Annotated in this window: 21 protein-coding genes; 13 read left to right on the forward strand and 8 right to left on the reverse strand. The window is 55.0% G+C overall.

The annotated features are described in order from the left end of the window. Window positions 1–222 precede the first annotated feature (222 nt). Entirely contained in the window at window positions 223–1,167 is a 945-nt protein-coding gene (aaeR, locus tag Dpoa569_RS18290; protein ID WP_042867920.1) for an HTH-type transcriptional activator AaeR, read from the forward strand. Window positions 1,168–1,212: 45 nt separating this feature from the next. On the opposite strand, the gene tldD is transcribed toward aaeR, so the two are convergent. The 8 genes from tldD to csrD all read right to left on the reverse strand — a co-directional run bounded on the left by tldD (window position 1,213) and on the right by csrD (window position 13,758). Then, a complete protein-coding gene (gene tldD / locus Dpoa569_RS18295) occupies window positions 1,213–2,658 on the reverse strand; it encodes a metalloprotease TldD (protein ID WP_042867916.1) in 1,446 nt (481 codons plus the stop codon). Window positions 2,659–2,704: 46 nt separating this feature from the next. Then, entirely contained in the window at window positions 2,705–6,550 is a 3,846-nt protein-coding gene (gene yhdP / locus Dpoa569_RS18300; protein ID WP_042873719.1) for an AsmA2 domain-containing protein YhdP, read from the reverse strand. 107 nt (window positions 6,551–6,657) lie between these two features. Next, window positions 6,658–8,127 carry a ribonuclease G gene (gene rng / locus Dpoa569_RS18305; protein ID WP_042867912.1) on the reverse strand — a complete coding sequence of 490 codons (1,470 nt, stop codon included), beginning with the start codon at window positions 8,125–8,127 and terminating at the stop codon, window positions 6,658–6,660. Beyond that, window positions 8,117–8,710 carry a Maf family protein gene (locus Dpoa569_RS18310; RefSeq protein WP_042867908.1) on the reverse strand — a complete coding sequence of 198 codons (594 nt, stop codon included), beginning with the start codon at window positions 8,708–8,710 and terminating at the stop codon, window positions 8,117–8,119. Before Dpoa569_RS18310 ends, rng begins: the two co-directional genes overlap by 11 nt. 24 nt (window positions 8,711–8,734) lie before the next feature. After that, complete coding sequence (mreD, locus tag Dpoa569_RS18315; protein WP_042867904.1) at window positions 8,735–9,223, reverse strand: rod shape-determining protein MreD; 489 nt, start codon at window positions 9,221–9,223, stop codon at window positions 8,735–8,737. After that, window positions 9,220–10,350, reverse strand: a complete 1,131-nt coding sequence (gene mreC, locus Dpoa569_RS18320) for a rod shape-determining protein MreC (protein WP_042867900.1) — start codon at window positions 10,348–10,350, stop codon at window positions 9,220–9,222. Before mreC ends, mreD begins: the two co-directional genes overlap by 4 nt. Window positions 10,351–10,453: 103 nt before the next feature. Next, window positions 10,454–11,497, reverse strand: coding sequence for a rod shape-determining protein MreB (mreB, locus tag Dpoa569_RS18325; RefSeq protein WP_012883014.1), 1,044 nt, complete (start codon window positions 11,495–11,497; stop codon window positions 10,454–10,456). 314 nt (window positions 11,498–11,811) lie between these two features. Then, on the reverse strand, window positions 11,812–13,758 hold the full coding sequence (gene csrD / locus Dpoa569_RS18330; protein WP_042867895.1) for an RNase E specificity factor CsrD: 1,947 nt from the start codon (window positions 13,756–13,758) through the stop codon (window positions 11,812–11,814). Window positions 13,759–13,910: 152 nt separating this feature from the next. Here csrD and acuI point away from each other — a divergent pair, with 152 nt between their 5' ends. The 12 genes from acuI (at window position 13,911) to Dpoa569_RS18395 (ending at window position 25,321) form a co-directional block, all read left to right on the forward strand. Beyond that, complete coding sequence (acuI, locus tag Dpoa569_RS18335) at window positions 13,911–14,897, forward strand: acrylyl-CoA reductase (NADPH) (protein ID WP_042867893.1); 987 nt, start codon at window positions 13,911–13,913, stop codon at window positions 14,895–14,897. Window positions 14,898–15,097: 200 nt separating this feature from the next. Continuing rightward, window positions 15,098–16,099, forward strand: a complete 1,002-nt coding sequence (gene msrP, locus Dpoa569_RS18340; protein ID WP_042867891.1) for a protein-methionine-sulfoxide reductase catalytic subunit MsrP — start codon at window positions 15,098–15,100, stop codon at window positions 16,097–16,099. A gap of 63 nt (window positions 16,100–16,162) precedes the next feature. Further along, window positions 16,163–16,762, forward strand: a complete 600-nt coding sequence (gene msrQ / locus Dpoa569_RS18345; protein WP_042867889.1) for a protein-methionine-sulfoxide reductase heme-binding subunit MsrQ — start codon at window positions 16,163–16,165, stop codon at window positions 16,760–16,762. Between the two features lie 239 nt (window positions 16,763–17,001). Continuing rightward, window positions 17,002–17,454, forward strand: a complete 453-nt coding sequence (aroQ, locus tag Dpoa569_RS18350; RefSeq protein ID WP_042867887.1) for a type II 3-dehydroquinate dehydratase — start codon at window positions 17,002–17,004, stop codon at window positions 17,452–17,454. Window positions 17,455–17,489: 35 nt separating this feature from the next. Continuing rightward, a complete protein-coding gene (accB, locus tag Dpoa569_RS18355) occupies window positions 17,490–17,954 on the forward strand; it encodes an acetyl-CoA carboxylase biotin carboxyl carrier protein (RefSeq protein WP_042867885.1) in 465 nt (154 codons plus the stop codon). A gap of 11 nt (window positions 17,955–17,965) precedes the next feature. Continuing rightward, a complete protein-coding gene (accC, locus tag Dpoa569_RS18360; protein WP_042867883.1) occupies window positions 17,966–19,309 on the forward strand; it encodes an acetyl-CoA carboxylase biotin carboxylase subunit in 1,344 nt (447 codons plus the stop codon). A 182-nt stretch (window positions 19,310–19,491) separates the two neighbouring features. After that, window positions 19,492–19,734, forward strand: coding sequence for a YhdT family protein (locus Dpoa569_RS18365; protein WP_042867881.1), 243 nt, complete (start codon window positions 19,492–19,494; stop codon window positions 19,732–19,734). Next, window positions 19,724–21,175, forward strand: a complete 1,452-nt coding sequence (gene panF, locus Dpoa569_RS18370) for a sodium/pantothenate symporter (protein WP_042867878.1) — start codon at window positions 19,724–19,726, stop codon at window positions 21,173–21,175. Before Dpoa569_RS18365 ends, panF begins: the two co-directional genes overlap by 11 nt. Window positions 21,176–21,189: 14 nt before the next feature. Then, window positions 21,190–22,077: a 50S ribosomal protein L11 methyltransferase gene (gene prmA / locus Dpoa569_RS18375; protein WP_042867877.1), complete on the forward strand. Its 888-nt coding sequence runs from the start codon at window positions 21,190–21,192 to the stop codon at window positions 22,075–22,077. 332 nt (window positions 22,078–22,409) lie between these two features. Then, window positions 22,410–23,375, forward strand: coding sequence for a tRNA dihydrouridine synthase DusB (gene dusB, locus Dpoa569_RS18380; RefSeq protein ID WP_042867876.1), 966 nt, complete (start codon window positions 22,410–22,412; stop codon window positions 23,373–23,375). A gap of 23 nt (window positions 23,376–23,398) precedes the next feature. Continuing rightward, window positions 23,399–23,695 (forward strand): DNA-binding transcriptional regulator Fis, encoded by a 297-nt coding sequence (gene fis, locus Dpoa569_RS18385; protein WP_012883002.1) that lies wholly within the window; start codon window positions 23,399–23,401, stop codon window positions 23,693–23,695. Window positions 23,696–24,200: 505 nt separating this feature from the next. Then, window positions 24,201–25,321 (forward strand): IS3 family transposase gene (locus tag Dpoa569_RS18395; RefSeq protein ID WP_146411635.1). Its coding sequence is split into 2 segments (ribosomal slippage): window positions 24,201–24,459 and window positions 24,459–25,321, totalling 1,122 coding nucleotides; the frame shifts between segments, so codons are not numbered across the junction. The last annotated feature ends 48 nt before the right edge of the window (window positions 25,322–25,369 follow it).

Genomic DNA, 25,369 nt, shown 5'->3' on the forward strand with positions numbered 1-25,369 from the left:
GAGAAAGACACAGCGTTAACTGAATAATCACGATGGCGGGTTCTGATTTAATGCATATCGCTTACGATATTAAATCAGCACTTTTAATCTATTGAAGCAACCACGGCAGGAAGAACAGGCAATCCGCTCCACTCTTCATGGTTAAACGCGTTATATTATGGGACGTTATTATTATGTTATCTACCTAGTGTGATCTAAATCACTTTTAAGCCAGGCTTAACAATGGAACGATTAAAGAGTATGTCGGTTTTTGCCAGAGTGGTGGAATTCGGTTCGTTCACCGCCGCTGCGCGTCAGCTGGCAATGAGCGTATCCGCCGTCAGCCAGACGGTGACCCGGCTGGAAGATGAACTACAGGTGAAATTGCTCAACCGCAGCACGCGTAGCATCGGGCTGACGGAAGCTGGCCGGATTTATTACCACGGTTGTCGCCGCATGTTGCACGAAGCCCAGGAAGTGCATGAGCAACTTTATGCGTTCAACAACACCCCTATCGGCACGCTACGCATCGGCAGTTCCTCCACCATGGCGCAAAACGTACTGGCTAACATGACCACCGACATGCTGAAAGAATACCCAGGGTTATCGGTCAATCTGGTATGCGGCATTCCAGCGCCAGACCTGATTGCCGACGGGCTGGACATTGTTATTCGGGTCGGTGCGTTGCAGGATTCCAGCTTGTACAGCACCCGCCTCGGATCTATGCCGATGGTGGTGTGCGCCGCCAAAAGCTACCTTGCACAGCATAGCACGCCGGAAAAACCGGCTGACGTGAGCAACGCGTCCTGGCTGGAGTACAGCGTCCGCCCGGACAGCGAATTCGAGCTGATCGCCCCGGAAGGCATCACCACCCGACTGACGCCGCAAGGGCGCTTCGTCACCAACGACCCGGTTACGCTGATTCGCTGGCTGAAAAACGGCGCTGGCATCGCCTACATGCCGCTAATGTGGGTGTTTGAAGAGATAAAACGCGGCGAAATAGAGATCCTGTTCTCGCGTTACCACTCGGACCCGCGCCCGGTATATGCACTCTACACCCGCCGCGACAATCTGCCGTTGAAAGTCCAGGTGTGCATCAACTACCTGACCGAATACTTCAACAAGGTGGCGCTGATTTATCAGGGATACCGGCAGGAACATCCGCAGAGCGAGCAACCACAGAAATAAATCAGGCCGCACAAGCGGCCTGATGTAACGATGACAGCGAACGGTTTAGGCAGTACCGCCCACGGTAATACTGTCCAGCTTCAGCGTCGGTTGACCGACGCCGACCGGCAGGCTTTGCCCTTCCTTGCCGCACACCCCGACGCCTCTGTCCAGCGCCAGATCATTGCCGACCATCGAAATCTGCTGCATGGCCTCAATACCAGAACCAATCAGCGTCGCGCCTTTCACTGGTTTGGTAACGCGCCCGTTCTCGATCAAATACGCCTCGGAAGTGGAGAACACGAACTTACCGGAGGTAATATCCACCTGACCGCCGCCAAAGTTCGGTGCGTACAAGCCATACTCCACGCTGGCAATAATCTCTTCGGGAGTGGATTTGCCCGCCAGCATGTAGGTGTTGGTCATGCGCGGCATCGGCAGGTGAGCATAAGATTCGCGGCGGCCATTACCAGTCGGCGCAACGCCCATCAGACGGGCATTCAGTTTATCCTGCATGTAGCCTTTAAGAACGCCGTTCTCGATCAACACGTTGTACTGACCGGGCACGCCTTCGTCATCCATCGCCAGCGAACCACGGCGATCTTCCAGAGTGCCGTCATCTACCACCGTGCACAACTCAGACGCCACCAGCTTGCCGACCTGGCCGCTGAACACCGAGGTGCCGCGGCGGTTGAAGTCGCCTTCCAGACCATGACCGACCGCTTCGTGCAGCAGCACGCCCGGCCAGCCTGCCCCCAGCACCACCGGCATCGACCCGGCGGGTGCCGCGACCGCAGACAAATTCACCAGCGCCATGCGTACCGCCTCTTTGGCCCAGGCTTCCGCCCGCACTTCGCCATCCGCCTGCTGCCAGAAATAGTCATAGCCGGTACGCGCGCCGCCCCCGCTGGAACCACGTTCACGGCGGCCATTTTCTTCCACCAGCACACTGACGGATAACCGCACCAGTGGACGCACGTCTGCCGCCAGCGTACCGTCAGTGGCGGCCACCAGCACCAGCTCATACACACCGGTCAGGCTGGCAGTCACTTCCTGCACGCGAGCATCCGCCGCACGGGCGGTGGCATCAACCCGTTGCAACAGCGCGATCTTTTCTTCACGGGTCAGGCTATCCAACGGATTCGCCTGCGGGTACAGGCTGCGATGCGGCACTTCACCCAGCGTTCTGACCGCACCGTTACCTTGCTCACGCACAATGCTGCGCGCCGCCTGCGCGCTTTGCTGCAACGCATTGAGCGTAATCTGGTCAGCGTAGGCAAAACCGGTCTTTTCACCATTGATGGCGCGGATACCCACGCCCTGATCGATATGATAAGAACCGTCCTTGATGATGCGGTCTTCCAGCACCCACGACTCGTGGTAGCTTGATTGAAAATACAGGTCGGCATAGTCGATACGCCGTTCACTCAACGTGCCCAAAATGGACTGTAAATCCTGATGGCTCAGTTTATTAGCAGTGAGTAATTGCTCACTGACAAATGTCAGACTCATAGAATGTCACTCTTATTGTCAATGTCATCAGATAACCACACTGCCGTTACTGGCCCGCCGCTGCCGCGGCGTTGGCTTTTTGCGGCTCACGTACGACTTCCTGAATCCTAGGTTGATCCACACTACCGGAAATGTGGTAACGAATCAGGGAAATTTTACTCCACAACGGTGCCAGCACCTTGCTGGCGGCAAACACCGCCGCGCCGATCACCGGGTTGACTGCAAAAGCAGTCGCCACACCGACAGTGGCGGAAATCTCCGGCGCCACCACCGCCTCCATCGACAACTCACGTTTCACCAGATCGACATCACCCTTCATAGCGATATCCGCCTCCAGGCCGTCTACCAGCAAATTATCGGTGTGCAGCACGCCATCTTTTATCCATGCCGTGCTGCGAACCGAATCAAAGTAAAAGCCTTTGCCAAAAGTGTCGCTGAAATCAAACTGTAGCTTACGTAGCAACGCATCGAAACTCACCAGACGCAATAATTGCCCGGCCTGGCCAGTACCGACGTTAACAATCTCGCCCTTGCCGATATCGGTTTTCAGAATGCCGCTAAGGCTTGGAATATGCGGTGCCCACGGCGAACCGCGCCAGTACAGGTCATAGTCTATCTTAAACGCCCCGGCACGCAGCGGCGTTGCCAGACCCAGCCAGTCGGCGTTATCGCTCAGGCTATTGCCGGACAGCCGTCCTTTGATGGCCGTACGGGTGCCTTCGCCGCTTTCCTGCCAGCTGCCGTCCAGCGTCAGCTTCGCTTTGCCGTTATCGGCCAACCCGTTGGTCAGCACCAGCTTGTCAGGCTCTGGTTGCAGCGTACCTTTCACCTGACCAATGTTTTGTCCCAGCAACCAGCATTCACGGCAGTCAAACTGCAACGCCGGCCAGTCTTCAAAGCGAATACTGGGATCGTTGAGCGGCGATTTTTTCTCTGCCAGCGCGACCGGATTGGTCGCATCATCTCCCTGCCACTGCGGGTTGTAATACAAATAACGTACATCGCTGCGCCACGGCCCGGCGGTAGGAATCAACAATCGACCGTCGATCTCCCTGCCGGTGGCGGTAATTTCGCTGCCGCCGCTTTGGGTACGACTGGTAAACATCAGATCATGCCATTGCTGACCCAGTATCTTCAGTTCCGGCGTTGTCAGCGTCACCCGTTCCGGCCACTGGAAACGACTGGCGCCAGCCTGCGCCGACACGGCGCTACGAACGCCGGGCAACAACGCCAGCCAACGCTCGCCATCCAGCGGCGGCAACGCCAGAGTCAGCGACGAATCATCTGGCAGCGACGGGGGTTTCGCCCCTTCCTGCCAGGCGGCCCGCGTCAGCACAACGTTGTTGCCTTTGAGCAACCACTGGCTATTGAAAGACTGTTTTTTCCCCAACGTACCGGTTACAGAGAAGCCACGGAGGTCCCCTTTGGCGCTGGCCTGAAGCCCCAGTGCCGTTCCCCCCGCTTTATTCAGCGGAGAAGGTAAGTGACTGCTTACTTCTTTCAGATCCCCCTGAACCGTGACGTCATAGCTGGGTGAGCCACGAGGCGGCAACGTTACCTGTACCACACTCTGCCAGGCCGTGTTGCCATTTAACGCTGCGGCTACCGGTTTGGGCACCCCCGGCAGGCGGGACACCGCCCAGTTTCCCTGCAGTCCGACATTAACCAGAAACGCGTTTGCGTTCGTCTGTTCCTGAGTCGAAAAGTTGAAGGTGACTGGCTGTTCAAGCCAACGTGCCTGCATCATCATCTTGCTGGCAAGGTTGCCGTTATCGTAGTGGAACTGCCCACTGACTGACTGGAGCGACACATCCAGCGGTTTGATAAACACGTGGTTATTGTTAAGCGATACATCGCCGCTGGCTTTCACCAGACTACCATTGAGCGGAATATCGAGATGCAGATCGCCCCGTACCTCTCCACCAATCTGGATCTGCGTTAACGCACTGCCCAACGAATTTTTCAGCGGCGTCTGCTCGAAGTAATCACTCACTTCTTTACCGCTGCCGCTGATATCGCCATCGATCAGCAGCTTCTCTTTGCTATAGTCAGGGATGACAGCATTGATGTTGCGCCCTTGTGCATCGCCAAGCTGCACCTGTGGAGCCAACATCCACAGGCCGTTGTTAAGGAAATTCAGCGTAATATCCAGATCATCCAACGCAGGCCAGCCGGGCTGGAACTCAAAACGTGATTTTTCCAGCGGCACCCAGACCTGGAACTGCCCTTCCTGATGCTCAAACGGGAATTGCGCCGGATTACCGGCAAACACCAGCGTAGCATTGTCCACCTGCCCCGACTTGATGGCGCCGGTCAGGTAATCCACCAGTTTTTTGCCCATGAAAGGTTCGGGATAGTAACGCCAGGCATCGGCAGCATCACCGAGCCGAATTCCGGCCAAAATATCCAGCCTTGGCTCCCCCTGAGCGGGATGACGATAGCGGAACTCGCCGTTGGCCCACAACGAATGAGAGCGAACATCCAACCCTTGCCCCCACAGTTCCCAACCCTGAGGGTCATTACGCCAGTCCAGCGTAGCGTCCGCCTGCCGGATATCCAGCGGCGCACGAAACATGTCCTGATACGGCAACGTGCTCTGCGCCAGAGTCACCCGCGTCCGTCCACGCGCCAGACTACCGTTCGCCTCGCCGGACACATGATTCGCGCCCGGCAGCCGTTGCCAGTTTTTCCAGCCGACATCCTGCCAGCTCACCTGAAAGCGGGTCTGTTCCGGCTGCTGTAAGGGGATATCCAACGCCAGCGTGGTCAATTGCCCTTCCGGCTGCAATGCCTGCCAGCGGGTTTTCAGCTCCGGTGTGGCAGAGCTTAACAGTGGCAACATCGGCCCCAGCCGTTCCAGCGCCAGATGGCTACTGCGGATGCGTAACTCAGCCGAACGATCCGGCCCCAGCAGTTGGCTGTCCGCTGGTAGCCATAGAGCAGACACTTGTCCTTTCGGCCAGTTGACGCCATCGGTAGACACATTCAACGACGGCAGATCCAACTGCCAGCCATTCTGGTAGCGGCTGGCGTGCAACGTCATGCTGTTGACCCCCAGTCGGTGCAGCGTGGTGCCGTCACGCCAACTGGCATCCCCTTGACTGAGCAGCAGATCGCCGCCGTAGATATCGCCTTCCCGCACCTGCAACCAGGCGGCAAGGCTGAACCTGGCGCTCTCCAGTCCGGTATTGTTGCGAATCCACTGGCCCAGCCACGGCTTCATGTCGATGTTGTCGGCCTGCAAATACACCACGCCGTTATTCAGCCAGCCCTGCTCATCACGCAAATCCATGCGCAACTGCACCACCCCGTGCTGATCATTGAAGCTCGACAGGCTAATCTGCCCTTCCGCCCGGTGCCGGTTTCTACCGTTCAGCCAGGTCAACTGGGGAATTTGCAACTCAGCCCGGCTACCAGCCGGGGTCAGAAAGCGAATACGGCTATTACGCAGATCAAAGTGATCGAACTGACGCAGGAACAGCGAGCCGAGTTGATCCGGCTCCCAGGCGCGTGTGTGTTGTTGATCGGGAGTGATCGGTTTTTTGATGTCTACTTGCAGGTGATAAAACGTAAGATCGCGGAATTTCCACTTCAAATGCAGCAGCGACTGCCAGACATCCAGCGCCACCGAAATACGTTCTGATTGCCACTCCGCGTCCGGATGATGAATGCGCAGATTGGTGATATCCAGCGTAGGGCCAAACGTTTCCCAACTGCCGTTGAGGCTCTCCACCTCGATTGGCAAGCCAGTGACGGACTGCGCCCAGGCCACGATTTGTGGCCGGAAAGTATCCAGCGTTGGCAGCACCATTCTCAAACCGCTGACCAGCAGCGCGGCCAGCACAATCAGAGCGGCACACGTCGCTGCTGCTATTCCGGGCAATCGCTTTATGCCGGGCAGTCGCCTCACTCCTGTCTCCTCGTTGTTCGTCACCGGCGACGAGCGAAAACCTTAACAGATAGCCCGTCAGCCGAGAGCCAGCGACGGGCGGCATGATCTTACATCATGACCACATCAAACTGTTCCTGGCTGTACAGGGGTTCGATCTGAACCTTAACCTGCTTGCCGACGAAAATCTCCACTTCCGCCAACGCATGTGACTCGTCGCTTTTCAGCGCTTCGCCCACCGCAGGGGAGGCGTAAACCAGGAAACGATCAGAGTCATAGGCATAGTGTACACGCACGATCTCACGCATGATTTCGTAACACACGGTTTCCACGGTTTTGACTGAGCCACGGCCATGACAGGCTGGACACTCGCTGCACAGCACATGTTCTATGCTCTCACGGGTGCGCTTACGCGTCATTTCCACCAGCCCAAGCTGAGAGAAGCCGCTGATGCCGGTTTTGACCCGATCCTTGCTCAAGGCTTGCTCCAGCGAATGCAGCACGCGACGTCGGTGATCCTCATTCGCCATGTCGATAAAATCGATGATAATGATCCCACCCAGATTGCGCAGCCGGAGCTGCCGGGCAATGGCCTGTGTCGCTTCGATATTGGTATTAAAAATGGTTTCGTCCAGATTGCGGTGGCCGACAAACGCACCGGTGTTGATGTCGATGGTCGTCATCGCTTCTGTCTGGTCGATAATCAGGTAGCCGCCGGATTTCAGTTCTACCTTGCGATCCAAGGCCCGCTGAATCTCATTTTCCACGTCATACAGGTCGAAAATCGGCTGTTTACCGCTGTAATGCTCCAGTTTGCTGGTCATTTCCGGGATGTATTCGGCGGTAAATTCCAGCAAGGAGTCGTAAGTCAGCTTCGAATCAACACGAATACGGTCCAACGACGCGCCAGCAAAATCCCGTAAAATACGGTGCGCCAGCGCCAGTTCGCCATACAGCTTGCATTTGGTCTGGTTGCGCTTTTTGCGCTCCATCACCTTGGTCCACAAACGTTTGAGGAAAGCGGCATCCTGCGCCAGCTCCTCTTCGCCCACGCCTTCGGCAGCAGTACGGATGATAAAACCGCCCTGCTCGTCGCAATAATCGGCCACCGTCTTTTTCAGGCGTTCACGCTCGACTTCGCTTTCAATACGCTGAGATACCCCGACGTGCGATGCACCCGGCATAAATACCAGATAACGCGACGGCAAGGTGATATCGGTAGTCAGTCGTGCGCCCTTGGTGCCAAGCGGGTCTTTTACCACCTGGACCATCAGGTCCTGCCCCTGACGCACCAGCTCGGCGATGTCGCGCACATGAAAGTTTTTCTGCTCGTCGCCAGCCACGCACTCTGTGTGCGGCATGATATCGGAAGCGTGCAAAAACGCCGCTTTATCCAGCCCGATATCGACAAATGCTGCCTGCATCCCCGGCAGCACACGGCTGACCCGACCTTTATAGATATTGCCTACAATTCCACGCCGAGCCTCACGCTCAATATGGATTTCCTGCAAAATACCGCCGTCAATATAGGCGACACGCGTCTCTGAAGGGGTAATATTTACCAGCAATTCAGCGGTCATGGGTTCCTCGTTCTTTACGCCGCGCAGAAAAATATTTCAACAATTCAAACGTTTCTACCAATGGCAACCCTACCACGGCGTGATAGCTCCCGAAAATCGATTTAACGAAACATCCGCCTTTTCCCTGAATGCCATAGGCACCGGCTTTATCCATCGGTTCGCCGCTGGCGATATAGCGTGTAATTTCGTCATCGGAAAGCGCCCGGAACTGCACCTCGGTAATCACCCGCGCCGACACGTTTTCACAGCGGTCCGCCAGCGTCAGCGCGGTCATTACCTGGTGACGCTGGCCGGATAAGGCACGCAGGATGCGAGCCGCATCCTCTGCATCGCAGGGTTTCTCCAACACCTGACCATTGAGCACCACAATGGTATCAGCGCCCAGCACCGGCAAATCCATCGGTGCCGCCGCCACACCGGCAGCAGCCTTATCACACGCCAGACGGCTGACATAATGCTCCGGCTTTTCATCAGGCTGGCGCTGTTCAGCAACATCGATCTTCAAAATATCGAACGACAATTCCAGCAAGGTCAGCAATTCACGGCGACGAGGCGATGCAGACGCCAGATACAAGTCGATCATCAGGTTTCTCTTATCATCTTCTGGTTATTGAACGACAAACTGGCGACGAATCTTGCGCATCAGCAGGAACAGCCACGGCCACAGCACACCGTCGACAACACTATTCCAGAAAATTTCGGGTCGTAAAGAGACATTGATCACCAGGAATTCGGCCCAGAACACCAGTAAATCCAGCAACAGCGATAGCAACATGACCATCAGTGCCTGCTGCCACAACGCCATGTTACGGAATAACTGGAATTTGAATGCCACCAGATAGGCGATAATGCTAAGCCCCAGCGCTCGCACCCCCAGCGTGGAACCGAGGATCAGGTCTGTTATCATTCCCAGTACGAATCCGGTGCCGACATTGACCCGATGCGGCAACGCCATCACCCAATAAATCAGGATGAGCGTCAGCCAGGAAGGACGATACATGTAAAGCTCATCGGGCCAGGGCATGATCTGCAACACCATTGCCACCAGAAACGAGAGCCAGATAATCCAGTGTCCGTGTCGGCGATAGCTATTCATCGGCTACCTCCCGACGCACCGGGCACCGCTCCCTGTTGCGGCGGTGTCGCCTGATTAGCGTCAGGCGCCGGGGTATTTCGGGACGAGGCCGCATTTGCCGGTTTCGCTTTTTTCGTGTTCGGCTTCGTACTGGTTTTGGCTGGCGGCGCAGGCGGACCGACAAAATCAGACGCTGACGTATTGGCCGACGGCGGTGCGGGCGGACCCATTTCCTCCGGCGACGGCACCACGTGGGGCATCATCTGCATCAGACGCTCATTTGCCACCCGGTGGACTTCGTCCTGCGGCAACGCCATGCGGGAATTACTGTCCACACCCCACATCAGCAACAGGTAACGTAAACGCTGCAATTCAGCGGTAGGATGTGCCTGAATCACCGTATAAGCACGCTGGGTGTCGACTTTTACGGACGACACCACGGCGACCGGATATCCTTCCGGAAAACGACCACCCAGACCGGATGTGACCAGTACATCGCCCACCCGGATATCGGTATTATTGGGCAGGTGTTCCAGTTGTAAATCTTCGGTGCAACCGTTGCCGGCAGCGATAACACGAATGTCATTACGCAGCACCTGAATCGGCAGCGCATGGGACGCATCGCAAATCAACAGTACACGACTGGTAAATTGCCCCACCGCGACAACCTGACCGACCACACCTTTATCGCTGATGACCGGTTGCCCTTCATACACGCCATTGACGTTGCCTTTGTCGATCACCACTTGATCGCTGTAGGGATCGGAACCGGAGGACAGCACCTGCGTGACCATCTTCTGCTCTTCCTGACGCAACGGTGAACCCAACAGTTCGCGCAGGCGGGCATTCTCCTGACGAAATTGCCCCAGTAGCAACAGATCGCTGTTTTTCAGCAACAATTCCTGACGCAGAGCGGTGTTTTCCCGATCCAGTTGCTCACGAGAGGCCAGATTGGCAGACAGATTATCCAGCATGGTACGCGGGCCGTTTGCCAGAAAATAAAATGGGCTAACAGCGGTATCCATGTACGTTCTGATTTTGACAAACGCACCGAGCCGACTGTCAGCAAAGATAATGACAATGGCGGTAATAACAGTAAGAAAAAGGCGTAGTTGCAGGGAGGGGCCCCGGCTAAAAATCGGCTTCATAAAATTGCGTATTCCTCGACAATAAAAAGGGGGCTACCACGCGGGATGAATACAATAGACTTTCATCCATGCGGTCAGTCCCCCCTTCTTTGTTCTGGCCGGATTATTCTTCGCTGAACAAATCGCCGCCATGCATGTCGATCATTTCCAACGCTTTACCGCCACCACGAGCTACACAGGTCAGTGGATCTTCCGCGACCACCACCGGAATACCGGTTTCTTCCATCAGCAGGCGGTCGAGGTTGCGCAACAGTGCGCCACCACCGGTCAGCACCATGCCGCGCTCAGAAATATCGGACGCCAGTTCCGGCGGACACTGCTCCAGCGCGACCATCACCGCGCTGACAATACCGGTCAGCGGTTCCTGCAATGCTTCAAGAATCTCATTGGAATTGAGGTTGAAACCACGTGGCACGCCTTCAGCCAGATTACGACCGCGCACTTCGATTTCACGCACTTCGTCGCCCGGATAGGCAGAACCGATTTCATGTTTGATGCGCTCAGCAGTCGCTTCGCCGATCAATGAACCGTAGTTGCGGCGCACATAGTTAATGATAGCTTCATCAAAACGGTCACCGCCAATACGTACTGATGAGGAGTACACCACGCCGTTCAGCGAGATCACCGCCACTTCAGTCGTACCACCACCGATATCCACCACCATGGAACCCGTCGCTTCAGACACCGGCAGACCAGCACCGATTGCAGCGGCCATCGGCTCTTCAATCAGGAACACTTCACGCGCACCGGCACCCTGAGCGGATTCACGAATAGCGCGGCGCTCAACCTGAGTAGCGCCCACCGGCACGCACACCAGCACACGCGGACTCGGACGCATGAAACTGTTGCTATGCACTTGTTTGATAAAGTGCTGCAGCATTTTCTCAGTAACGAAAAAGTCGGCGATCACACCATCCTTCATCGGACGAATAGCGGCAATATTGCCCGGCGTACGACCCAACATCTGTTTGGCTTCATGACCAACAGCGGCCACGCTTTTCGGAGAACCGGCACGATCCTGGCGAATAGCCACCACGGAAGGCTCATTCAGTACAATGCCTTGTCCTTTTACGTAAATCAGGGTATTGGCGGTACCCAGGTCGATGGACAAGTCGTTGGAAAACATGCCACGAAATTTCTTAAACATAACTAAAGGATAATCCTGCAAGCTGGGGGCGGAAATGAAATCCGCTTACTGTACCAACCACACGCAGCAGCGACAAGGCGCTAACCGGTTCTGCTACGGTGAAAAAATGATGTTTGCGCAAATTGCCATAATCATGAATGCCTGCAGAACGGCGTTTCTTCTGGCAGTAACGGGGATTGTCGCAAGCAGATCCCGAAAATTGCGCGAACAACCGACATAAAATTTAACATTTTCGTGCGCGCCGCCGCGTTCAGCAAACCGGCCAGCTACGCCATGGCGCCGCTATTCTACGCTAGTTTGTTCAGATTTTTACATCAAACATACGTGCGCGGTGAATATTTTTTCAGCGTGTTACCTACCGGCTCTGAAGCAGCGAACAGATCGCCCTGACCGCCGCAAACCCCTTTATCCAGCAACGTCTGCCACTCCTCGTGCGTACGCACGCCCGAAGCGAAGACATGGGCATTCGTCCCCTTGCAGGCTTCGGTAAGGCTACTGACAAACAGTTGATTCTCTGGGCGCTTATTCAAACTACGCACCAATCCGGGATGCAACTTGATGACTTCCACCTGCAGCGACTTGATATAGGTGGTGCTGACCAGCGTCAGCCCGGCATGTGTCACCGCCAGTCTACAGCCCAGGCCGGTAATCATCTTCAGTATCGGTCGCAAACGACCGATATATTGACACACATCTGCCTCAGCAAGTTCAAACAATAATCGCTCTCGCTGTTTTTTGGGGCACTGAATCAGGGTTTCACGTAACCAGCGCAAGAATGGCCGTTGCAGCAGCGAATCCACCGTTATCGGGAAAGCCAGCACCGAATCCTGCCAACTGACGGTCAGAGCAATCACCCGGTTAATCAGTTGCCTGTCATAACCGGAGGTCAAGCCAAGCTGACGCACCAACGGCATGTACTCCGCTTCCAGCAACTCCTGAGTGCCATCATAAATGCGGCTAAACATTTCCCGATGGTGCAACTCCCCGTCGCGGGTAATGGCCGGTTTCTGATACAGACGCGGCCCACCACGCAGCAGGGTATGTTCCAGTAAAGTACGCCATCTTACGCTGCCACGGCCTTTTTCCGGTACGCGTTGGTCATACACACACCAGCTGTTTCCCCCCTGCAATACGGCATTGCGGGTAGCATCCTCCACGCATTCCATCACCTGATCAGTCGTTTGCCCGCTGCGATAGGCACAAATGCCGATATGCAGAATATCCTCCCGATCAATCAGCGGCGTAACCGGCAGAATGTCTATCGCCTTCGCTAGTTGGCTGGCGATGCTGTCTGCCTCTTTCAGGGTACGATGCGGCAACAGCACCGTAAAATCGCTGTGGTAATAACGTGCCAGCAGTGCGGAAGGATAACGCAGGACAAACGTGGACAGCAGGTTGATCAGGGTATTGCGGTACTCTTCAAGCACACCGCCATAGCCGTGCGTCTCCTGTAGCGTGTCAAAATCAGGCAGGCGGATCATCATCACCACGCCATGCGTACCAACGTCTTCAGGATCTTCCAGTTGCGTAGCAAGCTGATTCTCAAAAAATAATCGATTATTCAGGCCAGTTTGTGCATCCTGCGCCGCAAAGGAACGAATCAGGGTATCCACCCGACTACGCGCCTCACGTGCCTCGGCCAGATCAAGCAGTAACTGGTCCAGCGCACCACTGGCCGCTGCTGGCCATTCATGCACAGAACCATGCATCACCGAGTCGCGCTCTCCCGCCAGAATGCGCCGCGCACGTCTATCAAGCTGTTCCTGTCCGGCCATCTGACGCCGTAGCCAGCGCACGCCATGAAAAACGGCTAGCGCTATCGCCAGTATCACCAACACAATAGACAACGTAGCTTTGAGATAACGCGGTATACCGAATAGCGGATCGACATAGGTTACTTTCACCTTCACGTCTGTATGCTGCAACAAAGAGAGGCTGGTGTGATGGTAGAACAGCGCCCGCTCTTCACCGTCAGGCAACATCTCCGGCAGACGAACTAAATAGATTCGTTCACGACCATCGCGGATCTCCAGTTCTACAATGCCAGCCGCCTTCATCACTGCCGGCAGCCAGAACTGGATAGTCGCGGGCGATTGAACCAGCAATGCCTGATCAATACTTGCCGCCACCGCCCTCAGTTGGTGCTCCATTCGTTGCTGGCTATAACACACAAAACTGAAAATGCTGCCGACCAACATCAGCACCACCGCTAATGCCGCTAGCATCGTCATTACTATTGATATTCTGGCAGTCAACCCCATCCCTGCGCTTAACTCCTTATCAAAGAATTGAAAAGTGCTTTCATGAGATACTTTGTGCGTTGTTTGCGATTTATCAGTTCGCATACTACCCGTTACAAATATAGTCCTTAAATGAGCTACCTCTATTTTTGTCCCCAATGAGGAGGATTTTTATGCGCGCTTTAGTGCTTGGACAACAAAATGGCCAGACTGTGGCCGACATCAGCAGCATCGAACCGTCACAATTACCCGATGGCGATATCATCGTCGATATCGACTGGTCCGGCATTAACTATAAGGATGCACTGGCGATCACCGGCAAAGGAAAGATCATTCGTCAGTTTCCGATGGTGCCGGGTATCGATTTTGCTGGAACCGTGTGCCATAGCGACCATCCTGATTTTCAGGCCGGGCAGCCTGTGGTGCTAACCGGGTGGGGCGTAGGCGAAAACCACTGGGGAGGTCTGGCGGAACAGGCACGAGTCCGTGCTGAATGGCTGGTGCCGCTTGCGCAGGGTCTGACGCCACGTCAGGCGATGATCATCGGCACCGCCGGATTTACCGCCATGTTGTGCGTCATGGCACTGGAAGAAGGCGGAGTAACCCCGGAAAGCGGAGAAGTCGTAGTCAGCGGTGCCAGCGGCGGCGTCGGCAGCACAGCCATCGCACTGTTACACGCGTTGGGTTATCAGGTGACGGCAATCAGTGGCCGGGCAGACAACAGCGCCTATCTGCAACAACTTGGCGCCTATCAGGTAGTGGATCGCGCAGAATTCGCCGCAGCCGGTCGCCCACTGGAAAAACAGCGCTGGGCAGGCGCCATCGACACGGTGGGCGATCAGGTACTGGCAACGCTACTGGCTCAAATGCATTACGGCGCAACCGTCGCCGCATGTGGCCTGGCGGGTGGCGTATCGCTTCCCACCACGGTGATGCCGTTTATTCTGCGCAACGTACGTCTGCAAGGCGTCGATTCGGTGATGACGCCGCGCGCACGGCGTCAGGAAGCCTGGCGTCGTCTGGCGACGCTGCTGCCTGCTTCCTTCTACGAGCAGGTTACGCAGGAAATTACGCTGGAGCAGGTTCCGGCCACCGCCGCCGCACTGCTGGAAAACCGGGTTACCGGTCGAACGCTGGTACGCATCAGCGCCGCAAACTGATTTGTGTTTCTGGACGGGCCGATAACGGCTCGTCTTATTCATTTTTTGTAAAAACCGGTAAAAATAGACCACCCGGTAAAAAAGAACGTTCCCCGGCATATTATTTCACCGCATACTGGCGCTATCGCCATCGTTATCAGGGCGAGCATGAAACACGAATCCCCCAGACCGACATCAATAATCAAAAGTGGGAGTTCACCATGTCCAGACATCGCAAACTGACCGACGCCGATGTGACGCCGGAATCACTGTTCCACCAGCGCCGTACCGTTCTCAAGGCGCTGGGCCTTACTGCCGCCACGCTAAGCCTGCCTTGTGGCGCACACGCTGATCTCCTCAACTGGTTTAAGGGAAAACCGGCGCCTGCCGCGCCGCCCGGCAAACCCCTGACCTTCAACCAGCCGCCGCAGTGGCATCCGGAACTGGCGTTAACGCCGGAAGACAAGGTCACCGGCTACAACAATTTCTACGAGTTTGGGCTGGACAAAGCAGACCCTGCCGCCAACGCAGGAGGGCTTAAGACCGAGAGTTGGAAAGTACGGATTGACGGCGAAGTCGCCAAACCTATAACGCTGGACATCGACGATATTCGCCGCCGTTTTGCACTGGAAGAGCGCATCTACCGTTTTCGCTGCGTCGAAGCCTGGTCGATGGTGATCCCATGGGTTGGATTCGAATTATCGCAATTGATAAAACTGGCCGAACCCACCAGTAACGCCCGTTATGTTGCGTTCCAAACGCTCTATGACCCGGCGCAAATGCCCGGTCAAAAAGACAGCTTTATGGGGGGTGGTCTCGACTACCCCTATGTCGAGGGGTTGCGTCTGGACGAAGCCATGCACCCGTTAACCTTGCTGGCGGTCGGCGTATACGGCAAGACCTTGCCGCCGCAAAACGGCGCGCCGATACGGCTGGTTACACCATGGAAATACGGCTTCAAGAACATCAAATCCATCGTGCATATCCGCCTGACGCAGCAACAACCCCCTTCAACCTGGAATCTGGCCGCACCCAACGAGTACGGGTTTTACGCCAACGTTAACCCGAATGTCGATCATCCTCGCTGGTCGCAGGCCAGCGAACGGGTCATCGGTGCTGGCGGATTGTTGGACGTTCAACGCCAGCCCACGCTACTGTTCAACGGCTATGCCGATCAGGTTGCCTCGCTGTATCAGGGGTTAGATTTACGGGCAAACTTCTGAGAAAAGTCAGGTATCCCATGATAACGGCTCTGGTTTTTTTTCCATCAACAGGAAAGCGACGATATGCGTCTAGCCTCCCGACACATCACGGCCCTGAAAGCGGTGCTCCATCTGGCGGCGTTCCTGCCGCTACTCTGGCTGGTGTTCGCCGTTAATCAGGGCGCGTTCAGCGCCGATCCGGCAAAAGATATCCAGCATTTTACCGGCACAATGGCGCTGAAATGGTTACTGGCGACGCTGATGGTGACGCCGCTGGCGCGCTACGGTAAACAACCGCTGTTGATTCGCTGTCGCCGTCTGCTGGGGCTGTGGTGTTTTGCCTGGGCCAGCCTGCATCTGCTCAGTTATGCACTGCTGGAGTTGGGGGTTAATCACCTCGATTTGCTGGGAAAAGAAGTGCTTCTGCGCCCCTACCTGACGCTCGGCATGGCAAGCTGGCTGATACTGCTGGTATTGACGCTAACCTCCACCCAGTCAGCACAGCGAAAATTGGGATCAGGCTGGCAAAAGCTGCACAATCTCATTTATCTGGCCGCGATCTTAGCCCCGGTTCATTATCTCTGGTCAGTAAAATCGCTGTCACCATTGCCGATCATGTACGTTTCCGTTGCCGTCATTTTGCTGCTTTTTCGCTACAAGAAACTGCGTCGATGGCGTCATTAATCGGCAATATCAGCGCGAATCCGACGGTATTTTCAGCGCTATTTCGTAAAATTTTGTCAATAACGCCGTGGGTAACTCCGCAGATAAGACCAGTATTTTGCTGCCAACGGCTACGATATGGCTATAATGTTAAAACCCTGCGAATGAAAACGGATATTTTCACTCCGCAGAGGGTGACAAACGGATAGCTTCGCGTTATGTTGTGCGCCACTGAGCCAATCGAGGGAGATAGCAGCACAATGGCAGACAAGTTTCACATTTTGCTCCTTAACGGTCCAAACCTGAATCTGCTGGGAACACGTGAGCCGGATAAATACGGTCATGTGACACTGGCGGAGATAGTAAGCCGACTGGAGCAGAATGCGGCAGCGCTGAACGTGCGTCTTTCCCACCTGCAGTCGAATGCGGAACATGAGCTGATTGACCGTATCCATCAGGCCAGAGGAAACACCGATTTCATTCTGATTAACCCGGCAGCATTTACCCACACCAGTGTGGCGCTGCGGGATGCCCTGCTGGCGGTCGCCATCCCGTTTATCGAAATCCACCTGACCAACGTGTACGCACGTGAACCCTTCCGCCACCACTCCTACTTGTCAGATGTATCGGCTGGGGTGATCTGCGGCCTGGGCGCAGATGGATACCATTATGGTTTACAGACGGCAGTAAAACGCCTGTCAACATCCAACTAACCGTTTCCAATTAACAAGAGTACGGAACCACATTCATGGATATTCGTAAAATCAAGAAACTGATCGAACTGGTTGAAGAATCTGGCATCGCCGAACTGGAAATCTCCGAAGGCGAAGAGTCCGTGCGTATCAGCCGAGCACCGGCACCGGGCAGCTACCCGATGATGCAACAAGCCTACGCGCCGATGCCGCAGCAGTTCGCACCAGCCGCCGCTCCGGCAGCCGCGCCAGCCGCAGCAGAAGCCGCCGCACCGGCAGCCATCAGCGGCCACATGGTACGTTCGCCGATGGTCGGCACCTTCTACCGCACGCCAAGTCCGGACGCGAAACCCTTCGTGGAAGTCGGCCAGCAGGTGAAAGTAGGTGATACCCTGTGCATCGTTGAAGCTATGAAAATGATGAACCAGATCGAAGCGGACAAAGCGGGCGTGGTGAAAGCCATTCTGGTTGAAAGCGGCCAGCCGGTCGAGTTTGACGAGCCACTGGTTGTCATCGAATAACGAGGCTTACCATGCTAGATAAAATTGTCATCGCCAACCGTGGTGAGATTGCGTTGCGCATTTTGCGTGCCTGTAAAGAGCTAGGCATCAAAACTGTCGCGGTGCATTCCACGGCGGACCGCGATCTGAAACACGTATTGCTGGCGGACGAAACCGTGTGTATCGGCCCGGCTCCGTCGCCGAAAAGCTACCTGAATATTCCAGCTATCATTGCGGCGGCGGAAATCACCGGTGCGGTGGCTATCCACCCCGGTTACGGTTTCCTGTCTGAAAATGCCGATTTCGCTGAGCAGGTTGAGCGTTCCGGTTTCATTTTCATCGGTCCGCGTGCCGACACTATCCGCCTGATGGGCGACAAAGTGTCTGCTATCAGCGCGATGAAGAAAGCTGGCGTTCCCTGCGTACCGGGTTCTGACGGCCCGTTGGGCGACGACATGGATAAGAATCGCGCTATCGGCAAGCGCATTGGCTATCCGGTCATTATCAAAGCCTCTGGCGGCGGCGGCGGTCGCGGTATGCGCGTCGTGCGTAGCGAAAAAGATCTGGAGCAATCCATCGCTATGACCCGTGCGGAAGCCAAAGCGGCGTTCAACAACGACATGGTCTACATGGAAAAATTCCTGGAAAATCCGCGTCACGTGGAAATCCAGGTACTGGCCGACGGCCAGGGCAACGCCATCTATCTGGCGGAGCGTGACTGTTCCATGCAGCGCCGTCACCAGAAAGTGGTCGAAGAGGCGCCAGCGCCGGGCATTACCGCCGATCTGCGTCGCTATATCGGCGAACGCTGCGCCAAGGCGTGTGTGGACATCAACTACCGCGGCGCCGGTACCTTCGAATTCCTGTTTGAGAACGGCGAGTTCTATTTCATCGAAATGAACACCCGTATTCAGGTCGAACACCCGGTAACCGAAATGATCACCGGTGTGGACCTGATCAAAGAACAGTTGCGCATTGCTGCGGGTCAGCCGCTGTCCATCAAGCAGGAAGAAGTGAAAGTACGTGGTCACGCGGTGGAATGCCGTATCAACGCCGAAGACCCGAATACCTTTATGCCGAGTCCGGGTAAAATCACCCGTTTCCACGCACCGGGCGGTTTTGGCGTACGTTGGGAATCGCATATTTACGCCGGTTACACCGTACCGCCGCATTACGATTCGATGATCGGCAAACTGATCACGTACGGTGAAAGCCGCGATATCGCCATTTCCCGTATGAAGAATGCGCTGGCTGAGCTGATCATTGATGGCATCAAGACCAATGTGGAATTGCAGATGCGCATCATGTCCGACGAAAACTTCCAGCATGGTGGCACCAACATCCACTATCTGGAGAAGAAACTCGGTCTGCAGTAATTCTCTGCACGGATAAAACGGGTCGGCCTGCGTCGGCCCGTTTTTGTTTACCCACAACTCACCGCGTTCTGCACCACTACACCAATTTTTCGCTGGGCAATTGGCTGACATGCCGTAAAATCCCCTGTTTTGTGTCATCCATACACATGCGCTCGAATTCCTGCAGGACTTAAGGGGAAATCATGGATAAACGCTTTCTTCAGGCCCACCGCGAAGCCCGCTGGTCACTGATACTGACGCTGGCCTATCTGCTAGCCTGGGTACTTTTTGCCTATTTGCCCGACAACCGCCCTGGCCCGACCGGCTTGCCGCACTGGTTCGAACTGGCTTGTCTGGCGCTGCCGCTGTTGTTCATCGGTCTGTGCTGGCTGATGGTACGCGTCATCTTCCGCGATATTTCACTGGAGAATCACGATGCAGAGTGATGTCATCCTGCCGCTGATTGCTTATCTGTTACTGGTGTTTGGTCTGTCGGTCTATGCCTGGCGGCGTCGCCAACAAGGTAATTTTCTCACCGAATACTTTATCGGCAATCGCTCGATGGGCGGTTTCGTGCTGGCGATGACGCTGATAGGCACCTATGTCAGCGCCAGCTCGTTTATTGGCGGTCCCGGCGCGGCCTACAAATACGGGCTGGGCTGGGTACTGTTATCGATGATTCAGGTACCGACCATGCTGTTGTCGCTGAGCATTCTCGGTAAGAAATTTGCGATTCTGGCCCGCCGCTACAACGCTATCACCCTTAATGACATGCTCTATGCCCGTTACGGCAGCCGCCTGCTGGTCTGGTTTGCCAGCCTGAGCCTGCTGGTGGCGTTTATCGGCGCGATGGCGGTGCAATTCATCGGCGGCGCTCGACTGCTGGAGACGGTAGCCCACGTGCCCTATAACGTCGGGCTGTTGATTTTCGGCATTACCATCCTGCTCTACACCGCGTTCGGCGGCTTTCGCGCCAGTGTGCTCAACGATGCTCTGCAGGGTATCGTGATGCTGGTAGGTACACTATTGCTACTGTCTGGCGTGATCTACACTGCCGGCGGATTACCCGCTGCCGTCGGCAAACTGGCGCAGATCAACCCGGCGCTGGTCGATCCGCACGGCAGCAATCAGATCCTGTCCGCACCGTTCATGACGTCATTCTGGGTGTTGGTATGTTTCGGCGTGATCGGCCTGCCCAATACCGCCGTGCGCTGCATTTCTTACCGTGACAGCAAGGCGCTGCACCGTGGCATCATGATCGGGACGATTGTCATCAGCGTGCTGATGCTGGGTATGCATCTGGCTGGCGCATTGGGGCGCGCTATTCTGCCGAACCTGACTATTCCGGATCAGGTGTTGCCGGAACTGATGCTCACCGTGCTGCCACCGCTGGCCGCCGGGATCTTCCTCGCTGCGCCGACCGCCGCCATCATGTCGAACATTAATGCGCATTTGCTCCAGGCTTCCGCAACGATCGTGAAAGATCTCTACCTGAGCGTCTATCCTCAAAAAATCAACAACGAGCGCTATATCCGCCATCTGTCCAGTTTCACCACCCTGCTACTCGGCTTGCTGGTATTGCTGGCATCATGGCGGCCACCTGAAATGATCATCTGGTTGAATCTGCTGGCGTTTGGCGGGCTGGAAGCGGTGTTCCTGTGGCCATTGGTGCTGGGCCTCTACTGGGAACGCGCCAACGCCGCTGGCGCACTGAGTTCGATGTTCGGCGGTGCCATTAGCTATACACTGCTCGCCAGCTTCAACATCCAGCTGGCCGGTTTTCATCCGATTGTGCCATCGCTGCTATTAAGCCTGATGGCGTTTATTCTCGGTAACCGTATGGGTCGCCAGCCCACGCCTGCGGTTGCCGCATCTTCATCACTTTAAGGTCAGAGGCTGCTATGCCGTGGATTCAATTAAAAATCAATACATCCGGTGCACACGCGGAGCAATTAGGCGACGCACTGTCTGAAAGCGGCGCCGTCTCGGTTACGTTTCAGGACACCCATGACACGCCGGTGTTTGAACCCCTGCCGGGTGAAACCCGCCTGTGGGGCGATACCGATGTCATCGGCCTGTACGACGCCGAAACCGATATGGTTGAGGTGGTTGCCATGTTGGAACACGAACCGCTGCTCGGCACCGGTTTCCAGCACAAAATCGAGCAACTGGAAGATAAGGACTGGGAGCGGGAATGGATGGAAAACTTCCATCCGATGCAATTCGGCAACCGACTGTGGATTTGCCCAAGCTGGCGTGATGTGCCGGACCCAAACGCAGTTAACGTGATGCTTGACCCCGGTCTGGCGTTTGGCACCGGCACCCACCCCACCACTTCGCTGTGCCTGCAATGGCTGGACGGGCTGAACCTAAACGGCAAAACCGTCATCGATTTCGGCTGCGGCTCCGGCATTCTGGCGATTGCCGCGCTGAAACTCGGTGCTGCCCACGCTATCGGTATCGATATCGACCCACAAGCCATTCAGGCCAGCCGCGACAACGCGCAACGTAACGGCGTATCTGAACGTCTGGAACTGTTCCTGCCGAAGGATCAGCCCAAAGACTTGTCTGCTGATGTGGTGGTCGCCAACATTCTGGCTGGTCCGCTGCGCGAACTGGCGCCGCTTATCAGCGTGCTACCGAAGGCTGGCGGCCATCTCGGCCTGTCCGGTATTCTGGCCTCACAGGCACAGAGTGTGGCACAAGCCTATGAAGCGCAATTCCAGCTCGACCCGGTAGCGGAGAAGGAAGAGTGGTGCCGCATTACCGGCATCCGCAAACCAGTCTGACCTGTTACTTTCACCTGCCGGAACATCACGGTTTCGGCAGGTATCTCATATGGATATTTCGTTGGACAAACGTACTGTCATTGCCATCAATCACTATTTCTATGCGATGAAACAGCATATTCAGGCAGATGTTTAATTTCCCCGCCATGTTCATAAAATCAGCAATAAAAACATAACATCATGTAAATAAAGGAAAAATAAAATCATTGCAAAAGCAATGCAGCATTTCATTGATCTGTTCCGTTCAATTGCTCAAAGTTTGGCCTTTCCTATCGCGTAAAAAATGCGTAATATACGCGCCCTTGCAGGCACAGTATGGTCACTCTTTGTCTATGCGCATTGGACAATTTCAGCTTCCCAATCGTTTGATTGCTGCCCCGATGGCAGGCGTAAGTGATCGCCCGTTTCGGGCGCTCTGTCACGCGATGGGCGCTGGAATGACGGTCTCCGAGATGCTCTCTTCCAATCCGGAAGTGTGGCGTTCGGACAAGTCTCGGCTGCGTATGGTACATAGCGATGAGCCAGGTATTCGAGCGGTACAGATAGCCGGCGGCGATCCACACGAGATGGCGGACGCGGCCAGAATCAACGCTGAAAACGGTGCGCAGGTCATCGACATCAACATGGGATGTCCGGCCAAGAAGGTCAACCGCAAGATGGCCGGTTCAGCGCTGTTGCAGTATCCGGCGTTGGTCAAACAGATCCTGACTGCGGTGGTGAACGCCGTTGATGTACCGGTCACGCTGAAAATCCGTACCGGCTGGGCGCCAGAGCACCGTAACTGTGTAGAAATTGCCAAATTGGCTGAAGATTGTGGTATTCAGGCGCTGACCGTCCATGGACGCACGCGTGCGTGCCTGTTCAATGGCGCAGCGGAATACGACAGCATTCGGACAGTTAAGCAGAGTGTTTCCATTCCCATTATTGCGAATGGCGACATTACTGACCCGCGCAAAGCCAGAGCGGTTCTTGATTACACCGGGGCAGACGCCCTGATGATAGGACGAGCCGCTCAGGGAAGACCTTGGATCTTTCGGGAAATCCAGCATTATCTGGACACAGGGGAGTTGCTGCCGCCCCTGCCACTGGCAGAGGTCAAGCACTTGTTGATCGGGCATATACGGGAATTGCACGACTTTTACGGTCCAGGCAAGGGATTTCGTATAGCGCGTAAGCACGTGTCCTGGTATCTCCAGGAACATGCCCCAAACGACCAGTTTAGGCGCACATTCAACGCCATAGAGGACGCCAGCGAACAGCTGGAGGCGTTGAAGGCATATTTTGAAAATCTTGCGTAAACAGAAAAAGAGCTGACAGAACTATGTTCGAACAACGCGTGAATTCTGACGTACTGACCGTTTCCACTGTAAACTCTCAGGCTCAGGTAACCCAAAAACCCCTGCGCGACTCGGTTAAACAGGCACTGAAGAACTATTTCGCTCAACTGAATGGTCAGGACGTGAATGACCTGTATGAGCTGGTACTGGCTGAAGTAGAACAGCCGCTGTTGGACATGGTGATGCAGTACACCCGCGGCAACCAGACCCGCGCCGCCCTGATGATGGGCATCAACCGCGGCACGCTGCGTAAGAAACTGAAAAAATATGGTATGAACTAAGCCATAATTACTAATTTATTGAAAACAAAAGCACTTCTATTTTATGGAAGTGCTTTTTTCGTTTCGACCCCACATTTAATCCACACTTGCCGGACTGAGCATCTTTCCTGCTCTCCCTGTTAAAGCAAAATTGAATCATATCGTTGGTTTCGTTGCGGAACCAATCCTCCTCTATACCATTTAATACACAAGGGCCAACGGTCCTCTCTTGCTATCTGTTTCATTAGTCAACTGCTTGTTACGTCTTATCTGTATGACAGGGGCAAGGCTGCTGCCAATTTCGGGATAGAGTAAGAGGGGTTGGACCATTCAATAATGACGAGTGATGAAATTGTCTTAAATAAGGATAGCGAGCGCTTCCCCTCACCACTAAGAACCGGCCTCAGAACTATGAATGGGATCTATCACGCAGCATTCGTTTTATATCGGATAGCTGACCTGCTCCCCATTGATTAACACACGACGATGTTAGTAATGTCTTCATCAGCAACATGAGGACAACCCCATGAAGAAGCGTTTTTCCGACGAACAGATCATCAATATTCTTCGCGAAGCCGAGGCGGGTGTTTCCGCCCGCGAACTTTGCCGTAAGTACGCCATCTCCGACGCCACGTTTTATACGTGGCGTAAGAAGTTTGGTGGCATGGAAGTACCTGAAGTAAAAAGGCTTAAGTCACTTGAAGAAGAGAACGCCCGCCTCAAGAAGCTGCTCGCCGAAGCCATGCTGGATAAAGAGGCACTACAGGTGGCTTTGGGCCGAAAGTACTGACGACAGACCAGAAGCGGGAAGCCGTGACAGTGATGTGCAAAGCGACAGGTCTGTCGCAACGGCGTGCCTGCAGGCTGACAGGTTTGTCCCTGTCGTCCTGCCGTTATGATGCGCACCGCCCGGCTACTGATGCGTATCTGTCTGCACGTATCACCGAACTGGCAATGGAACGCCGACGTTTCGGTTACCGGCGTATCTGGCAGCTTCTGCGTCGTGAAGGCCTTTGCGTTAACCACAAACGGGTCTACCGCATCTATCATCTCAATGGCCTGGGCGTAAAACGCAGACAGCGCCGTAAGGGTCTGGCGACTGAGCGGCTTCCGCTTCTTCGTCCGGATTCGCCGAACCTGACATGGTCGATGGATTTTGTCATGGATGCACTTGCCAGCGGCCGCCGGATTAATTGCCTGACTTGTGTGGATGATTTCACGAAAGAATGTCTGACGATCACTGCTGCTTTCGGTATTTCAGGCGTTCAGGTCACGCGTATTCTGGACAGCATCGCGCTCTTTCGTGGCTATCCGGCGACAATAAGAACCGATCAGGGCCCGGAATTTACCTGCCGCGCGCTCGATCAATGGGCCTTTGAGCATGGTGTGGAGTTGCGACTTATCCAGCCAGGTAAGCCAACGCAGAACGGATTTATTGAGAGTTTCAACGGTCGCTTTCGGGATGAATGCCTGAATGAACACTGGTTCAGCGATATTCTTCATGCCCGGAAAATCATTAATGACTGGCGGCAGGACTATAACGAGTCCAGACCTCATTCATCGCTGAATTACCAGACGCCGTCTGAATTTGCAGCAAGCTGGAGAAATGGAAAATTAGAAGGTAAACAAACCGACATTACTAACTGATCGTTGTATCTAATACTGGGGGCAGGTCACGCGTGATATGAACTACAG

Source organism: Dickeya poaceiphila, from assembly GCF_007858975.2.
GTDB classification, from domain to species: domain Bacteria; phylum Pseudomonadota; class Gammaproteobacteria; order Enterobacterales; family Enterobacteriaceae; genus Dickeya; species Dickeya poaceiphila.

Excerpts from the sequence above, each read along its gene's own strand:
- aaeR (WP_042867920.1), top strand. The coding sequence starts at position 223 with ATGGAACGATTAAAGAGTATGTCGGTTTTTGCCAGAGTGGTGGAATTC.
- tldD (WP_042867916.1), bottom strand. The coding sequence starts at position 2,658 with ATGAGTCTGACATTTGTCAGTGAGCAATTACTCACTGCTAATAAACTG.
- rng (WP_042867912.1), bottom strand. The coding sequence starts at position 8,127 with ATGACCGCTGAATTGCTGGTAAATATTACCCCTTCAGAGACGCGTGTC.
- Dpoa569_RS18310 (WP_042867908.1), bottom strand. The coding sequence starts at position 8,710 with ATGATCGACTTGTATCTGGCGTCTGCATCGCCTCGTCGCCGTGAATTG.
- mreD (WP_042867904.1), bottom strand. The coding sequence starts at position 9,223 with ATGAATAGCTATCGCCGACACGGACACTGGATTATCTGGCTCTCGTTT.
- mreC (WP_042867900.1), bottom strand. The coding sequence starts at position 10,350 with ATGAAGCCGATTTTTAGCCGGGGCCCCTCCCTGCAACTACGCCTTTTT.
- mreB (WP_012883014.1), bottom strand. The coding sequence starts at position 11,497 with ATGTTTAAGAAATTTCGTGGCATGTTTTCCAACGACTTGTCCATCGAC.
- csrD (WP_042867895.1), bottom strand. The coding sequence starts at position 13,758 with ATGGGGTTGACTGCCAGAATATCAATAGTAATGACGATGCTAGCGGCA.
- acuI (WP_042867893.1), top strand. The coding sequence starts at position 13,911 with ATGCGCGCTTTAGTGCTTGGACAACAAAATGGCCAGACTGTGGCCGAC.
- msrP (WP_042867891.1), top strand. The coding sequence starts at position 15,098 with ATGTCCAGACATCGCAAACTGACCGACGCCGATGTGACGCCGGAATCA.
- msrQ (WP_042867889.1), top strand. The coding sequence starts at position 16,163 with ATGCGTCTAGCCTCCCGACACATCACGGCCCTGAAAGCGGTGCTCCAT.
- aroQ (WP_042867887.1), top strand. The coding sequence starts at position 17,002 with ATGGCAGACAAGTTTCACATTTTGCTCCTTAACGGTCCAAACCTGAAT.
- accB (WP_042867885.1), top strand. The coding sequence starts at position 17,490 with ATGGATATTCGTAAAATCAAGAAACTGATCGAACTGGTTGAAGAATCT.
- accC (WP_042867883.1), top strand. The coding sequence starts at position 17,966 with ATGCTAGATAAAATTGTCATCGCCAACCGTGGTGAGATTGCGTTGCGC.
- Dpoa569_RS18365 (WP_042867881.1), top strand. The coding sequence starts at position 19,492 with ATGGATAAACGCTTTCTTCAGGCCCACCGCGAAGCCCGCTGGTCACTG.
- panF (WP_042867878.1), top strand. The coding sequence starts at position 19,724 with ATGCAGAGTGATGTCATCCTGCCGCTGATTGCTTATCTGTTACTGGTG.
- prmA (WP_042867877.1), top strand. The coding sequence starts at position 21,190 with ATGCCGTGGATTCAATTAAAAATCAATACATCCGGTGCACACGCGGAG.
- dusB (WP_042867876.1), top strand. The coding sequence starts at position 22,410 with ATGCGCATTGGACAATTTCAGCTTCCCAATCGTTTGATTGCTGCCCCG.
- fis (WP_012883002.1), top strand. The coding sequence starts at position 23,399 with ATGTTCGAACAACGCGTGAATTCTGACGTACTGACCGTTTCCACTGTA.